General features: G+C 42.8%; 16 protein-coding genes. 15 read left to right on the top strand and 1 reads right to left on the bottom strand.

All coding sequences use genetic code 11. The features are described 5' to 3' along the window. The first annotated feature begins 545 nt into the window (after positions 1–545). The 7 genes from tatC to RMY31_RS04005 all read left to right on the top strand — a co-directional run bounded on the left by tatC (position 546) and on the right by RMY31_RS04005 (position 5,732). The gene (gene tatC, locus RMY31_RS04035; RefSeq protein ID WP_322656992.1) at positions 546–1,340 is read left to right on the top strand and encodes a twin-arginine translocase subunit TatC; all 795 of its coding nucleotides are present in this window, start codon (positions 546–548) and stop codon (positions 1,338–1,340) included. Positions 1,341–1,738: 398 nt separating this feature from the next. Continuing rightward, on the top strand, positions 1,739–1,861 hold the full coding sequence (locus tag RMY31_RS04030; protein WP_322656991.1) for a hypothetical protein: 123 nt from the start codon (positions 1,739–1,741) through the stop codon (positions 1,859–1,861). A 176-nt stretch (positions 1,862–2,037) separates the two neighbouring features. Beyond that, positions 2,038–2,334: an ArsR/SmtB family transcription factor gene (locus RMY31_RS04025; protein ID WP_409877275.1), complete on the top strand. Its 297-nt coding sequence runs from the start codon at positions 2,038–2,040 to the stop codon at positions 2,332–2,334. Positions 2,335–2,359: 25 nt separating this feature from the next. After that, positions 2,360–3,208, top strand: a complete 849-nt coding sequence (locus RMY31_RS04020; protein ID WP_322656989.1) for a phosphate ABC transporter substrate-binding protein — start codon at positions 2,360–2,362, stop codon at positions 3,206–3,208. Continuing rightward, entirely contained in the window at positions 3,192–4,043 is an 852-nt protein-coding gene (gene pstC, locus RMY31_RS04015; RefSeq protein WP_322656988.1) for a phosphate ABC transporter permease subunit PstC, read from the top strand. Before RMY31_RS04020 ends, pstC begins: the two co-directional genes overlap by 17 nt. Further along, positions 4,036–4,926, top strand: a complete 891-nt coding sequence (gene pstA, locus RMY31_RS04010) for a phosphate ABC transporter permease PstA (RefSeq protein WP_322656987.1) — start codon at positions 4,036–4,038, stop codon at positions 4,924–4,926. Before pstC ends, pstA begins: the two co-directional genes overlap by 8 nt. After that, the gene (locus RMY31_RS04005; RefSeq protein WP_409877272.1) at positions 4,884–5,732 is read left to right on the top strand and encodes a phosphate ABC transporter ATP-binding protein; all 849 of its coding nucleotides are present in this window, start codon (positions 4,884–4,886) and stop codon (positions 5,730–5,732) included. Before pstA ends, RMY31_RS04005 begins: the two co-directional genes overlap by 43 nt. 119 nt (positions 5,733–5,851) lie before the next feature. On the opposite strand, the gene RMY31_RS04000 is transcribed toward RMY31_RS04005, so the two are convergent. Next, positions 5,852–6,160: a DUF3067 family protein gene (locus RMY31_RS04000; protein WP_322656985.1), complete on the bottom strand. Its 309-nt coding sequence runs from the start codon at positions 6,158–6,160 to the stop codon at positions 5,852–5,854. Positions 6,161–6,389: 229 nt separating this feature from the next. Between RMY31_RS04000 and petC the strand changes: the two genes are divergently transcribed. The 8 genes from petC (at position 6,390) to RMY31_RS03960 (ending at position 14,692) form a co-directional block, all read left to right on the top strand. After that, complete coding sequence (gene petC / locus RMY31_RS03995) at positions 6,390–6,929, top strand: cytochrome b6-f complex iron-sulfur subunit (RefSeq protein ID WP_409877269.1); 540 nt, start codon at positions 6,390–6,392, stop codon at positions 6,927–6,929. A 70-nt stretch (positions 6,930–6,999) separates the two neighbouring features. Beyond that, the gene (gene petA, locus RMY31_RS03990; protein ID WP_322656984.1) at positions 7,000–8,001 is read left to right on the top strand and encodes a cytochrome f; all 1,002 of its coding nucleotides are present in this window, start codon (positions 7,000–7,002) and stop codon (positions 7,999–8,001) included. 454 nt (positions 8,002–8,455) lie between these two features. Then, complete coding sequence (locus tag RMY31_RS03985) at positions 8,456–8,800, top strand: hypothetical protein (protein ID WP_322656983.1); 345 nt, start codon at positions 8,456–8,458, stop codon at positions 8,798–8,800. 118 nt (positions 8,801–8,918) lie between these two features. Further along, positions 8,919–9,128 carry a DUF2281 domain-containing protein gene (locus tag RMY31_RS03980; protein ID WP_322656982.1) on the top strand — a complete coding sequence of 70 codons (210 nt, stop codon included), beginning with the start codon at positions 8,919–8,921 and terminating at the stop codon, positions 9,126–9,128. A 166-nt stretch (positions 9,129–9,294) separates the two neighbouring features. Further along, the gene (locus RMY31_RS03975; RefSeq protein WP_409877267.1) at positions 9,295–9,609 is read left to right on the top strand and encodes a hypothetical protein; all 315 of its coding nucleotides are present in this window, start codon (positions 9,295–9,297) and stop codon (positions 9,607–9,609) included. 49 nt (positions 9,610–9,658) lie between these two features. Next, positions 9,659–10,285 carry a hypothetical protein gene (locus RMY31_RS03970; RefSeq protein ID WP_322656981.1) on the top strand — a complete coding sequence of 209 codons (627 nt, stop codon included), beginning with the start codon at positions 9,659–9,661 and terminating at the stop codon, positions 10,283–10,285. A 292-nt stretch (positions 10,286–10,577) separates the two neighbouring features. Next, the gene (locus RMY31_RS03965) at positions 10,578–13,556 is read left to right on the top strand and encodes a COR domain-containing protein (protein ID WP_409877265.1); all 2,979 of its coding nucleotides are present in this window, start codon (positions 10,578–10,580) and stop codon (positions 13,554–13,556) included. A 245-nt stretch (positions 13,557–13,801) separates the two neighbouring features. Beyond that, complete coding sequence (locus tag RMY31_RS03960) at positions 13,802–14,692, top strand: peptidoglycan recognition family protein (RefSeq protein ID WP_322656979.1); 891 nt, start codon at positions 13,802–13,804, stop codon at positions 14,690–14,692. Positions 14,693–14,743: the final 51 nt, after the last annotated feature.

Raw genomic sequence — 14,743 nt, 5'->3', positions numbered from 1 at the left:
AAAAACTGAGCATCGTATGTTGATGTTGCGTCAATTTACTCAATGCTACTAGTCGCAGAGACGTAATTTACCAATGATCGGTTCCACCCTTTTTCGGGTAGGCATTACCCACAAGATAGTCTCCCACTAACTTATGCAGATGCGACCCCAAAAATCAGGAAAAAAATCTCCCAGCAGCTAAAAACATAATAAGCGGCAGGTCATAAGTCAGAATCAATCAGTAGGAGATTTAGACTCACCAATGATTGTAGACTGCGCTCATTCAAGATTTAGCAGGGATCTTAAACCTACTTATTCATCCGCCAGTTGTCAAGAATTCATGCGCTCATTCTGACTTTTGAACGGCAGTTGCTTTATGCCAGGGAACCTGTCTACCGCACTGCCGACTTCTGAATTCTGTTCGATAAAAAACTTTCCTTTGTAATTGTTGACTGTTGACTGCGAACAGTTGACAACTTCAAGCGCGACAATTTATTTGTTAGAGTTCCCTTTGTAGCTGCTTCCCCAGATAAAATAGTTAACAAATGTTGCCTACTAGCTGACTCATGACACCTTCACAAGATGTAGACGCTGTAACCACTCCTGATATAGACATGGAAGGATACGGCAACTCAAAAGTCGATCCTCTCGATGAGTTACCAGGAGAGGTCGAAATGTCTCTTTTCGACCACCTAGAGGAGTTGCGACAGCGGATTTTTTATTCATTGATTGCTGTAGCGGTGGGTGTTATCGGCTGCTTTTTTGCCATCAAGCCCATTGTCCAGCTACTAGAAGTCCCCGCCCAAGGAGTAAAATTTCTCCAACTTGCTCCTGGAGAATATTTCTTTGTCTCCCTCAAAGTTGCAGCATATAGCGGCTTGGTACTTTCTAGTCCCTTCATCCTTTACCAAGTTATACAGTTCGTTCTCCCAGGACTAACTCGCCGCGAACGCCGTTTGCTGGGGCCTGTGGTTTTGGGGTCGAGTGTGCTGTTTGCAGTTGGGTTAGTATTTGCCTACTTACTCCTTATCCCCGCAGCTTTGAAATTTTTTATCAGCTATGGAGCAGATGTAGTAGAACAATTGTGGTCGATTGACAAATATTTTGAATTTGTACTCCTGTTATTATTCAGCACTGGCTTAGCATTTCAAATTCCAATTATCCAACTGCTGCTCGGGAATTTGGGAATTGTCTCTTCAGAAAAAATGCTAGCTGGTTGGCGTTTCGTGATTATGGGAGCAGTGGTTTTGGGAGCCATCCTCACACCTTCTACTGACCCTCTTACCCAAAGTCTTTTAGCAGGGGCAGTACTAGGACTGTACTTTGGTGGTGTTGGTTTGGTTAAGCTTACAGGCAAATGACACAAATAACTTATCATGACTTGAAAAAGTTGAAATTCGTTTTGACATTATCAAAGTAGAGAGTTTACCAAAGCACGAAAACCAGCTTATAAACTGTGGATAGATTTTATAAAATTGATGCTTTGGAGGAACGCGATCGCAAGCGATGGTCAAAAGAAATATTAGACTATTCAAGTAAGATTACAATCCGCACTGAATTTAACAATGCACAATCAATAATCGCGAGTGAATCCTACTCTAAACCCTCTAAGCTCAAGCCTAATCACTCAATTGTGATTCGGATTATAGATAATGGTTGCAGTATGAGTGAGACAGTCAAAAGTTGTTTGTTCGCTCCTTTTTTTACTACCAAATTTTGGTAAAGGTACGAGTCTAGTGTTTATTAGTTATCAAATGTTGTGGAACGGCATCAGGGCAAACTGGAATGTCATTCTACTCTCGAAGGCACAGAGTTGATCGTCATGATTCCTCAGTGGTGGGCACAGGAAGCTAAAGGCGTGCCCAGCAGTAGCCACAAGTAACAAAAATCACAGACATTAAGTTTTAGTTAAAAATAGTTTAAGAAAAATTACCTATTGTGTTAATTTTGACTTTAAATATGAATAAATTTTTATATGAATCAGCATTCTTAAGTTATGGTAATCAATCTCGATGAATAACGGGTGTGGCGATCGCAGAGTCTAGCTGGAAAGAAAAGATGGATAGTACAAGCAAGCAGATTGACTGCTCACAAAAGCTGAAGGTGTTGGCAGATGAAACCCGTTTGGCAGTCTTAAAACTTTTAATGAACGGTCCTAAGCATGTAGGAGAGATGAACGCGATTTTAGGCTTAGAACAAAGCTTACTTTCCCATCATTTGCAAGTTCTGCGTCAAGCAAAGTTTGTGATTGCTCAACGTGATGGCAAAGCAGTTCTCTACCACTTGGCTTCAGAGGTACAAGTAACTACAGACAAAGCCTTGAACCTTGGCTGTTGTGTCCTCTTGTTCAATTAACAACTTTCGATACAGATATATCTAAATGAGCAAACCTTCACAAATTCTGATTCCTCTGGGATTGGCAACCTGCTTTTGGTTGCAAAGCTGCTCTCGACCAGAAGCCGCTGCATCTAAAAGTGGAGATCGGCTTCAAGGCAAAGTAGTGCTAACTGGCTCCAGTACAATCGCACCATTAGCAGCAGAAATTGGTAAAAGCTTTGAGTCCAAGCATCGAGGTGTACGAATTGATGTGCAATCAGGCGGGTCTTCGCGCGGCGTTTCTGATGCTCGTCAAGGTACGGCTGATATTGGCATGGTGTCTCGTGCCTTAAATCCAGAAGAACGGGATTTAAAAGCATTCTTAATTGCTCGTGATGGGGTGACAGTAATTCTGCAAAAAGACAATCCCGTGCAAGCTCTTAGCGATAAGCAGATTATAGATATTTATACGGGCCAGCTGACGAACTGGAAGCAGGTGGGAGGTAAGGATGGAACAATTACAGTTGTTAACAAAGCCGAAGGACGTTCAACTTTAGAATTGTTTACTCATCACTTCAAGTTGAAGAATACTGACATCAAAGCGCAAGTAGTGATTGGTGACAATCAGCAGGGAATTAAGACTGTAGCAGGAAATCCCAATGCAATTGGTTATGTCTCTATAGGTTCGGCAGAATATAGTGCCGTGAATGGAGTACCTATCAAGCTGTTGCCTGTAGGTGGTGTAGCAGCAACAACTGAGAATGTGCAAAACGGAACTTTCCCCATCTCGCGTCCACTCAATTTGGTAACGAAAACCGAACCCCAAGGACTGGCAAAAGAATTTATTGATTTCGCGCAATCACAACAGGTAAGTGACATTGTTAAAAAGCAAAATTTTGTCGTCTCCAAATGACCTGTGGTTAGTTTGGACACTACGCTTCTTAGCGACGATCGCAGGAGCGATCGCACTTTTAATCATCGTCTTTCTAGTTTTAGAGTCCCTACCAGTCCTAAACCATGTTGGGCTAACACGCTTTTTTACCGATTCTTCTTGGAACCCGACCGCAGGCTTCTATAACCTCTTACCCATGCTATGGGGAACACTGCTGGCAATGTTTGGTTCAGTGTTAATTGCTACGCCAATTGGGATTTTATCCGCAGTTTTTTGCCAATTTTATGCCCCGCCAGCAGTAGCTGGCCTCTATCGTCGTCTAATTGAACTATTAGCAGGAATTCCGTCTGTAGTCTATGGCTTCTGGGGATTAGTGGTGTTAGTTCCCATTATCGGTAAGATACATCCACCAGGCCCAAGCCTATTAGCTGGTATCGCAATTCTCACAATCATGATTTTGCCGACTGTTGCGCTGGTAGCCGATGCTAGTCTAGCCAAAGTCCCCGCCTCTTATCTCCAAGGAGCTGCCGCTTTAGGATTATCCCGTTGGGCAACTATCCGACGCATTGTCTTTCCGGCTGCCAAATCAGGATTATTTACAGGCTTAATTTTAGAAACTGGCCGCGCCATTGGCGAAACAATGGCAATTTTGATGGTGTGCGGCAATGTAGTGCAGACCCCCAAAAGTCTATTTGACCCGATCCGCACCTTAACAGCGAATATTGCTCTGGAAATGGCTTATGCCACAGGAGATCACCGTTCTGCACTCTTTGTAAGTGGTTTGGTATTGATGGGGTTGATTGCGCTATTAGTTACTGTTGCTGAAGTTATCAGCCAGGGGAAAATATATGCTTAGAGAAAGCAGGAGGCAGAAGGCAGGAGGCAGAGGGATAAAAGGCAGTACTCAAAACTTAGATTGGCTAGCAACTATCATCGTTTGGACAACTGCTGCTTTAGTTACTGCTATCTTTCTCTGGATACTCAGCGATATCCTTTGGCATGGGATGGGTAACTTATCGTGGCAATTTCTCACAACTGAACCAGAGAACGCTGGCAGAGAAGGCGGAATTGCTCCGATTCTCGTTTCCACTATCCTTATTATGGGGGTATGTATGCTGGTTTCCATTCCGATTGGAGTTGGTACAGCAGTTCTACTGGCAGAATTTACCCCAACTGACAGTTTGTTTGCTAGCCTAGTACGCCGTAGTTTAGATGTACTGGCAGGTGTACCTTCGATAGTCTTTGGTTTGTTTGGCAATGTCTTCTTTTGCAAAGTTCTGGGACTAGGATTTTCCATACTATCGGGAGGGCTGACCTTAGCGTGTATGGTGCTACCAATCCTGATTCGCTCCACGGAAGAAGGATTTCGCGCTGTTCCCAAAGACTATCGATTGGGAGCTGCTGCCCTTGGTTTTTCTCGTACAACTACACTATTTCAACTATTATTACCAGCTGCTGTCCCCGGTTTAATTGTGGGATTGGTGCTGGGTATTGGTCGAGCGATCGCAGAAACTGCTGCTTTAATTTTCACAAGTGGTTATGTAGATAGAATGCCAGAATCGCTGCTAGATTCTGGACGCGCCCTTTCGATTCATATTTTTGATTTATCGATGAATGTATCGGGAGGAGATGCCAATGCCTATGCTTCAGCATCCATCTTGTTATTACTGCTGTTGTCGATCAATGGTACAGCGGCATGGATTGCAGAAAATTGGTTACAGAGGAGAATTATTACCTGATGGAACTGGCGCAATCTCACTCCTTTTCTGATGAAACTTCGCAACCATTTATTCAAGCTGAGAATGTTACTCTGCAATACGGGCAAAAAACAGCCTTTGCTAATGTCAGTATTGGCATTAATGCGGGGGAGATTTTTGCTTTGGTAGGCCCTTCAGGTTGTGGGAAAACTAGCTTCCTAAGTTGCCTAAACCGTTTGACTGATTTGATTCCCCATTGTCGAGTCAAGGGGAGAATTCACATAGGTAATTTAGAAGTGCTGGATGCCAAGATAGATGCGATCGCACTACGACGGAAAGTCGGCATGATCTTTCAAAAGCCGAATCCATTTCCTTTGTCTATTTGGAAGAATTTGGAATTGCCCTTGCGAGAACATGGGATACGTAACCGAGAGCAAATTGATGCGATCGTCGAAACAACACTCAAGGATGTAGGACTATGGGACGAAGTTAAAGACCGACTGCATACTTCCGCTCTAGCACTTTCTGGCGGACAACAGCAGCGCTTGTGTATAGCTAGAGCTTTAGGTCTACAACCAGAAGTCATTTTGTTGGATGAACCTTGTAGCGCTCTTGACCCTATCTCCAGTGGTGTTGTCGAAGATTTAATTACTAGGTTGCGGGAACGTTATACCTTGCTGATTGTCACCCACAATTTGGCACAAGCAAAGCGGATTGCCGATCGAGCTGCATTGTTTTGGGTACAGGATGGTGTTGGGCAGTTAATAGAGTCGGGTAACGCGGCGCAAATCTTTGAGTCTCCCCAACATCCGCTAACAGTGGCGTATGTAACAGGTGTCAGAGGTTAAATGAGGACTAGAAAGCTTTAGAGCAAAGTATGATTATTAATTAACTAGAAAAATTTTCTGTTAAAAATATTACTAGCAATTAAAAGTGCAATCGAGTATTAAACTTGAGTACAGGCAAGTCATAATATCCATTCGGAAGAGCGATCGCCCAAGTCTAAAGGTATGCTAACAGCTTTGCCAAGTCGGGGGCGATCGCGTGTTTGTGTAATAAATGTTTGTACCTGGGCTGCTCCACCCAAAGCATGAAGATAATTAGCTACGGTGTCAAGATGCGCTTGGTACTCCTCTTCACTCAAGGGAAAAGAAGCTTGTTCTAGATACTTCCACATTACCTGTAAAAATATCTTGCCCTGTGTGCGCCGAAACTGCACGTCATAAGAATGTCCCCACTTCTCAAGCAACAGTTGACGTAATTCCTGTCCTGTCATAGCTTTTCTCAATTAGATTTTACATTTAGTTATGATGTTAAGTTCCGTAACTCAAGTATGATAGGGATATAAAGAAATGTAATGCTAACAAACAGGATGCTAAAAGTGTCTTGGAATAAAGAAGTTTGGCATCGTTGCAGGCGTTAGCATTTCGACTCAGACAGGAGTCGATTGAGTACTCGTACTCTTGTCAGAATGCTTAACAAAATACACAAAGAGCGCGTAGATTATGGCTCAATTTTCTGAATCAGCAGACGTGCCCGATATGGGTCGTCGTCAGTTCATGAATCTGCTCACATTTGGGACTGTCACTGGAGTAGCTCTGGGTGCATTGTATCCCGTTGTCAAGTACTTTATTCCACCAGCTAGCGGTGGCGCTGGCGGCGGTACAACGGCAAAAGACGAGCTGGGCAACGATGTTAGCCTCAGTAAATTCCTAGAAAGCCATAACCCAGGCGATCGCACCCTAGTTCAAGGGCTAAAGGGCGACCCCACCTATATAGTGGTGGAAAGCAAAGAGGCAATTGCTGATTACGGCATTAATGCTATCTGCACCCACTTAGGTTGTGTTGTTCCTTGGAATGTGGCTGAAAACAAGTTTAAATGCCCTTGTCACGGTTCCCAATACGATGCCACTGGTAAGGTTGTCCGAGGCCCAGCACCATTGTCTTTGGCTTTAGCCCATGCCAATGTAAACGACGACAAAATTGTCTTGACTACTTGGACTGAAACCGACTTCCGCACTGGCGAAGAACCTTGGTGGGCTTAATTCGGTTAACAGTTAACTGTTGGCTAATGACTAATGACTAATTCATCAGAGAATCATTGTCCTTATAGAGATGAGTAATGCTTGTACAACAGCGAGGTTAACTCGCAGTGCTAGAGCAATGATCAAAACATTGCTTGTAGCGATCGCCACCGTGACCTTTTTCTTCACCAGCGATCTAGCCCTTCCCCAAACTGCTGCTGCCTATCCCTTTTGGGCACAGCAAACTTACCCTGAAACTCCCCGCGAACCGACTGGGCGGATTGTTTGCGCCAACTGTCACCTAGCGGCCAAGCCTACAGAAGTAGAAGTTCCCCAATCGGTGCTGCCTGACACTGTATTTAAAGCTGTAGTGAAAATTCCCTACGATACCAGCGTGCAGCAGGTTGGTGCTGATGGTTCTAAAGCTGGCTTGAACGTGGGTGCTGTGCTGATGTTGCCTGAAGGCTTCAAGATTGCACCTGAAGACCGCATTTCTGAAGAACTAAAAGAAGAAGTAGGCGACACTTTCTTCCAACCCTACAGCGAAGACAAAGAAAACGTCGTCATCGTCGGCCCTCTTCCTGGTGAACAGTATCAGGAAATCGTCTTCCCAGTTCTTTCTCCCAACCCTGCAACTGATAAAAACATCCACTTCGGTAAATATTCAGTTCACGTCGGTGGAAACCGGGGACGCGGACAAGTCTATCCCACAGGTGAAAAGAGCAACAACTCAGTTTACAACGCCTCCGCAGCTGGCACTATTAGCAAGATTGCCAAAGAGGAAGATGGAGACGGTAACGTTAAATATGTTGTGAGCATTAAAACCGACTCTGGTGAAGTTGTCTCCGATACGATTCCCTCAGGGCCAGAATTGATTGTTTCTGAAGGACAAGCAGTAAAAGCTGGTGACGCTTTGACCAACAACCCTAACGTTGGTGGATTTGGTCAACAAGATGCAGAAATCGTATTGCAAGATGCCAGCCGAGTCGGATGGATGATCGCATTCATCGCTCTTGTAATGTTGGCTCAAATTATGCTGGTACTGAAGAAGAAGCAAGTTGAGAAAGTCCAAGCTGCTGAGATGAATTTTTAAAATCTCCGCTCAATAATGACTTTGAGGACAGGCCTTTTGCCTGTCTTTTTTTATTCCAGGAATATTTACTGCTGTAAACATAGCCAAAGTGGAAGCTAGCAACTTTAGAAATAGATAGTTTCCGCTAGCTTCTTTCTCAACACGAAGGCGTAAAAGTTCCGCCGAATGTTCCTCACCAAATGTTCAACGAAGAGACTGTGATTTAGAATTTCTGGTAATTTCACAGCCTCCCAGTCATGGCGATCGCTATTATTAAACTGGGCAATGTATATGAAATGATCGTAGTGGCGCGACAGTTTAACACACCTTGTTTGTCTTCGCAAAAGTTTCTGGACGATTGCTACCAAAATGCCATAAACGTTATTTTGATTAAAGTTGCAAAATTAAAGTAGTTGTAGCCAGTGGTAATAAATACTCATTTCATTTTTCACTCCTCGTATAAGGATTACAGATAATGCAAATTCTAAAAAGATCCATCAAACCAGAAACATATATATCGTTCCTCTACATTTACCAAACTACTTGGGGGACTGCTGGTGATATCTGTTTAGTCCGTGAATCTGTAGCTAATTCAGGTCAATCGAAGTTTGTCGGTCACAAAATCAAATTAGCTCTCCCAAAAGGTATGGAACGCGATCGCGTGGCAAACTTTCCGGTAATTAAAGTTGCAGGTAATGTCGGTGACGGACATCCAAAAGATTGCCCATTTGAGTGGGAGGCTTATGAAGGTGTAGATAGAGAAATAGCGATCGCGGCTCTAAAACCTTGGGGCTTCAAGTTAATTGAGTCTACGGATTAAGCGAGTATTTTGATGTGGACTGGTAATTAGACTGGGAGTTATAGGAAGCAAAAAGTACGGATGGATAACAAACATCTGGAGGTTAACTTGAGCATTTGTACAAACTGCCACTGAAAAAATGCGATCGCTTCCGCCAGATAAGCAACAAGAGGTTTTAGATTTTATTGAATTTCTGCAAAGTAAGTTAGTACAACAGAATCCTAACCAAGAACAGCAGGAGCCTATTTCCTTTTTGACAGCTGCTCAACAATTTGCTGGTTGTGTTGACGGTGGCCCTGGTGACTTGGCTACGAACAAACAATATCTTGAAGGTTTAGGAAGTGAATGAAGCAGCAGAGGATGTGCGAGCAATCCAGGTAAGCCAAGATACCTAGAGTCAGGAGAATGGTTTCTTCATGAGCGAATTTTGAACGAGCGAATGCGGAGAAGATTTTTGATTCGCCAACGAGTCTTTGATACTCGTGGACAAGTCTTTGATACTCGCGGACGAGTCTTTGATACTCGCCGATGAGTCTTTGACACTCGTGGACGAGTCTTGGATACTCGCCGATGAGTCTTTGATACTCGTGGACGAGTCTTTAACACTCGTGAACGAGTCTTTGATACTCGCCGATGAGTCTTTGACGCTCGTGAACGAGTCTTTGATACTCGCCGATGAGTCTTTAATACTCGTGGACGAGTCTTTGATACTCGCCGATGAGTCTTTAATACTCGTGGACGAGTCTTTGATACTCGCCGATGAGCCTTTTAGCTTGTCAATCCAAAATTTTTCGACGCAGGTTTTTCCAAAATTTCAGCACTATCCTTAAACTATAGTCATGTCAATATCAGCAGTAACTAATTTATGAGGAGAAATACATGGCTTTTATTAGTTATAAAGATATTGGTGCAGTTCTTAAAGAATTTCAGATTACTTACACCGAAGCCAATTTTATAGAAGAAATTGAGTTTAGTATTTCTGACTACTTCCGTGAAGACTTACAAACTGTGATGCAGGATGGAGTTCCTAGTGCTTCAGAATTTTCCATTTGCGAGAATCTAATTTATCCAGTTCTTAAAGAAATTTGGAAATACTATCGCAGTAAGTTTGTTTTGTGGGGACATAAATCACTTGTCTATGATGAAAATCTTTCGGGTTTTCCTGAATATATTTTAGCTAAACGCTCTCCGTTAGGAAAAGTTGTATTTGATAAACCTTATTTTATATTAGTTGAAGCTAAACAAGATAATTTTGCGGAAGGTTGGGCGCAATGCCTTGCTGAAATGGTTGCGGCTCAGAAATTGAATAATGAAATGGATGTAACTATTTTTGGAATTGTCTCTAATGGTAAGGATTGGGAATTCGGGAAATTAGAAAAAACTTTGTTTACACAAAATAAAACTCGTTATTTCATTCAGAATTTAGACCAGCTATTTGCTGCTGTTAACTATGTTTTTCAAAAAAGTGAAATGCAGCTTAATGAGTTAGTTGCTGGGGGTTGTTGATTGCCCTGAAAGTGCTGAGTGCTGAGTAGGTCAGACTATTTCACGAAAATAATGAAACAGATCCAAACCCTGAAAGCCGGACTAGGTAAAACTTTCTTAATTACGAATTACGAACTACGAATTACGAATTGGTATCACTTCTTTACTCAGCACTCGGAACTCGGAACTCGGAACTTTGAAAGCCTCCTGCTATATATGCTCTGTAATGACTCTCTTCTTTAAACAGGCTGATTGTTGAACTTGCGTTACACTAATCTGGTAAATATCGCTACAGAGTTGGTGAGGTTTGTAGGTGACAAACGAAGAACTGTTGCAAATCATTGAACAAGCTGCCAAGGAAAAAGCAACAGAGCTAGACCTCTCTAATAATCAACTGAGCAGCCTGCCATCAGAAATTAGCCAACTCTCCAACTTGATGGAACTAGACCTCTCTAATAATCAACTGAGCAGCCTTCCCCCAGACATCTGTCAACTCTCCTATTTGATGACGTTATCCCTCGGTGATAATCAAATCAGCAGCCTGCTGCCAGAAATTAGCCAACTCTACAACTTGAGGGAGCTATACTTGCATAACAATCAACTCAGCAGCCTGCCGTCAGAAATTGGTCAATTCTTCAAATTGACACGGTTAGACCTTGATAACAATCAACTCAGCAGCCTGCCGTCAGGAATCGGTGAACTCTACAATTTGACCTGGTTAGACCTCTCTAATAACCAACTCAGCAGCTTGACTCCAGAAATTAACCAACTTTCCGATTTGACAGCGCTATACCTCCATAAAAATCAACTGGGCAGCCTGCCGCCAGAAATTAGCCAACTCTCCAACTTGACGGAGCTATCCCTCCATAACAATCAACTGGGTAGCCTGCCACCAGAAATCGGTCAACTCTCCAACTTGACGGAACTATACCTCCATAACAATCAACTGGGCAGCCTGCCACCAGAAATTGGTCAACTCTCCCAACTAACAAAGCTAGTTCTGCGTAACAATCAACTGAGCAGCCTACCGCCAGAAATTGGCCAACTCTCTCAACTAACTACGTTAGTCCTCGATAAGAATCCACAATTGACCTCGCCACCGCCTGAGATTGTCGAGCAAGGAACGCAGGCAATTTTGACTTATCTTCGAGAACGTTTAGAGGGTAGTCTACGGCAGTGGGTTTCTAAGTTGCTAGTGGTTGGTGAAGGTGGTATAGGTAAGACATCTTTATTAAGAGCATTGCGCGATGAAGAGTTCGATACCCAAGAATCCACCACTCACGGGATTGAAATAAAATCCCTGGAATTAATCCACCCCAGAAAAGCCGATGTCACCATGCAGCTGAACACCTGGGATTTTGGGGGACAGGAAATTTATCACGCTACACATCAATTCTTTCTCACTAACCGCTCGCTATTCTTACTCGCCTGGAATGCCCGACTGGGATTTGAGCAAGGTAAACTCTATTACTGGCTGGATACCATTAAAGCCTTAGCCCCCGAATCTCCAATTTTACTGGTCGCTACTCATATCGACGAGCGAGATGCAGACCTTCCCCTGTCCGAGTTACGCCGCAAGTATCCCCAGATTATCGAACACTGCAAAATAAGCTCTAAGTTCAGCCTTGGCATTGAAGAACTTCGCCAAGCAATTGCAGAAACTGCCGCCAAGTTACCCTTAATGGGTGAAATCTGGCCTACTACTTGGCTAAATGCTGCTAACGCTATTCGTTCACAGCCAGAAAAACACATCACACCGCAACAATTGTGGAAAATCATGGCTGAGAAGCAAGTTGCTGACAGTAAAGAAGTGCTGGCGCGATGGCTGCATGAATTAGGCGAAATTCTCTATTTCCAAGACAACGAAGAACTCAACGATACCGTCATCCTCAAACCGCAGTGGGTAACAGAATACATTAGCAAAGTCTTAGAAAGCGAAGAGGTAATAAACAAGTTTGGCATCTTCACCCGTCAGGAAATGGATAAACTCTGGCAAGACATCGCCTCATCGATGCGAGATCATTTCCTCCGCCTAATGGAACGTTTTGACCTTTCCTATCGCACCTTAGAAAACCGGGATATCAGTTTAATTGTCGAACGTTTGCCCCTCGACCCGCCTCATTACGAACATAAATGGCAGCAAATCCAAAAAACAGGAAATTGCCATGAAATTTCGATGAAATTCAAACTCAATACCATTCCTGCGGGGATTCCCACTTGGTTTATTGCGCGTCAACACCGCTTTACAACTAATATCCATTGGCGAAACGGTGCAATGTTGGCTTACGAGCAAGAACATTTAGCGTTGGTAGAAGCTGTGAAGGGCGATCGCTATATTAAATTAACAGTGCGCGGCCCTAACCCCCTAAATTTCTTTGTCCTGCTGCGAGATGGCATTGAAGTGACTCTAGCAAGGTTTCCCGGCTTAGACATTCAACGCACAATTCCATGTCTTGGTCATGATGGCGAACCTTGTACCCACGAGTTTGACTATCAACAATTATCAAAACGCTGGGAAAAAAAGAAAGCAACAATTGAATGTCCAGAAGCAATAGAAGATGTATCAGTAGCAGAACTCTTGTATGGCTTAAACTGGAATACACAAAATGCCGTGCTAGAACGCATTGATGAGTTAGAAACCAAAGTTGTTGACGGACAAGCAGCAATTATCGATGAATTAAAAAATTTACGGGAACTGTCGCAACGGGAATTTACTAATGCATTTCGCCGCGAACAAGCCAAAATCGATTCTCATTGTCCCAATATCTTTGTACTACGTCCCCGTGGTGGTAAATCTTGGCAGAAAGCCATAGCCGGACAAAAAATAGATTTACAACTTTACTGCCAAGCACCAGGTTGTTGGCATCCCAGCGAAAAGGACGGTTTATATGAAATAGATGAACCTGCCAAATGGCTGCGAGCAACTGCACCTTATATTGGTAGGTTATTCAAAGTCTTGAGGTTTGCCGCACCGATAATTGGCCCTTGGCTGGGTGTGGTAGACCCTAAAGAATATGAAGCCCTATATAAAAACGATTTAGAACTATTTAAAGAATTAACAGCCAAATTACCGGAGATTGAAAGTTCTGAAGATGCGGAAATAGCAGATAAAATTACTAGGGGTGAGGATTTAGACCCAGAACGTGCTGATGGTGCAGCCTTGCGTGCTTTGCGTCAGCTGTTAGAAGAAAAAGATCCACAGCAAAACTGGGGTGGATTGAAGAAAGTCTTGACACCAGAGGGGCATTATCTTTGGCTATGCGAACACCATGCAGCAGAATACAAGCGCTAATGCTATTTCAATTAGTTTTTTGATTTTGAATTTGAGAGATGCCGTAGATAATTTTCTTTTTTATTAACTCTATCTTAAGCAGCAATATAAAAATATAAATATACTATTTAATTAGCACTAGCGAAAGAGGAAATTTTTAAAATAAATGTCTAATATATTGCCACTTTCGAGTAAAAATAAAGTACATTTTTGATTAAAATCAAAATATTAAGATTATTTTTAAACGTTTTAGCAATAGTAAAAAAATGAGGTTCAGTGACTGGGCAACTAGGGTACTATTTATTTTTCTGATGTTGACTGCTCTGATGGTGGCACTGTTCGCAGGGAATGCCACAAAACTGCAAAGCAATACAACAAGTAATACAGCAATATCCAATCCAGAAATAATAGGTTGGAGTCAATATCCACAGGCACAACTCCAGGCAGCAAAAAACCAAACTGGCGAATCTCAAAAACAGTCTAAATCCCCAGCTTCCCCAGTCAAAAAAAATAAAGTTTATGGAAGATATAGAACTACTGAGGCTTTTACAAAATATATACCTAGATATGAAGTTGCCTCAGTAGACCCAAGCAACTATGGAGAACGCTATAGCAAAGACATTCATGGCGTAACTCTCAAAAATCAAGCGATTATTGTCCTTCATGAGACTGGTTATTCTGCCTCCAGCGCCATTAATTTCTTTCAAACACCCCATGAAGATGAAAATGTCCAAGCAAGTTATCACACTTTGATTAAGCTGGATGGGACGGTTCTTTATTTAGTCCCTCCACAAAAACGAGCTTTTGGAGCTGCTAACTCGGTGTTTGATGGTATTGAAGGAACTGAGACTGTACAGACTAATCCTAATTTGCCACCATCAGTAAATAATTTTGCTTACCACGTTTCTTTAGAAACACCGCCAGACGGTCAAGGAAATAACTACCAAAAATTTCATAGCGGTTATACAGAAGCTCAATATAATTCTCTTGCTTGGTTAATTGCTCAAAGTCAAGTGCCAGACGATCGCATCACCACCCACCAAGAAGTAGACCGTTCAGGGCAAAAAATTGACCCTGTAAGTTTTGATTTTGATAAGTTTTTGAGCTTACTTCATTCCTTTCGGCAGTTAAGTCCAGTCTACAGGGCGAATAGATAAATGAGCTGTTCTTAACAAAGGTAGAGGATAGGAGAGAAGCAAGGGGTTGAA

The sequence above is a fragment of the Dendronalium sp. ChiSLP03b genome (genome assembly GCF_034531165.2).
Lineage (GTDB): Bacteria > Cyanobacteriota > Cyanobacteriia > Cyanobacteriales > Nostocaceae > Dendronalium > Dendronalium minutum.
The sequence above is the reverse complement of the archived record's forward strand: the minus strand, read 5'-3'. Positions and strand labels throughout refer to the sequence as shown.

Coding starts and splice junctions, on each gene's coding strand:
- tatC (WP_322656992.1), top strand. CDS start 546: ATGACACCTTCACAAGATGTAGACGCTGTAACCACTCCTGATATAGAC.
- RMY31_RS04025 (WP_409877275.1), top strand. CDS start 2,038: ATGGATAGTACAAGCAAGCAGATTGACTGCTCACAAAAGCTGAAGGTG.
- RMY31_RS04020 (WP_322656989.1), top strand. CDS start 2,360: ATGAGCAAACCTTCACAAATTCTGATTCCTCTGGGATTGGCAACCTGC.
- pstA (WP_322656987.1), top strand. CDS start 4,036: ATGCTTAGAGAAAGCAGGAGGCAGAAGGCAGGAGGCAGAGGGATAAAA.
- RMY31_RS04005 (WP_409877272.1), top strand. CDS start 4,884: ATGGATTGCAGAAAATTGGTTACAGAGGAGAATTATTACCTGATGGAA.
- RMY31_RS04000 (WP_322656985.1), bottom strand. CDS start 6,160: ATGACAGGACAGGAATTACGTCAACTGTTGCTTGAGAAGTGGGGACAT.
- petC (WP_409877269.1), top strand. CDS start 6,390: ATGGCTCAATTTTCTGAATCAGCAGACGTGCCCGATATGGGTCGTCGT.
- petA (WP_322656984.1), top strand. CDS start 7,000: ATGAGTAATGCTTGTACAACAGCGAGGTTAACTCGCAGTGCTAGAGCA.
- RMY31_RS03985 (WP_322656983.1), top strand. CDS start 8,456: ATGCAAATTCTAAAAAGATCCATCAAACCAGAAACATATATATCGTTC.
- RMY31_RS03980 (WP_322656982.1), top strand. CDS start 8,919: ATGCGATCGCTTCCGCCAGATAAGCAACAAGAGGTTTTAGATTTTATT.
- RMY31_RS03970 (WP_322656981.1), top strand. CDS start 9,659: ATGGCTTTTATTAGTTATAAAGATATTGGTGCAGTTCTTAAAGAATTT.
- RMY31_RS03960 (WP_322656979.1), top strand. CDS start 13,802: ATGAGGTTCAGTGACTGGGCAACTAGGGTACTATTTATTTTTCTGATG.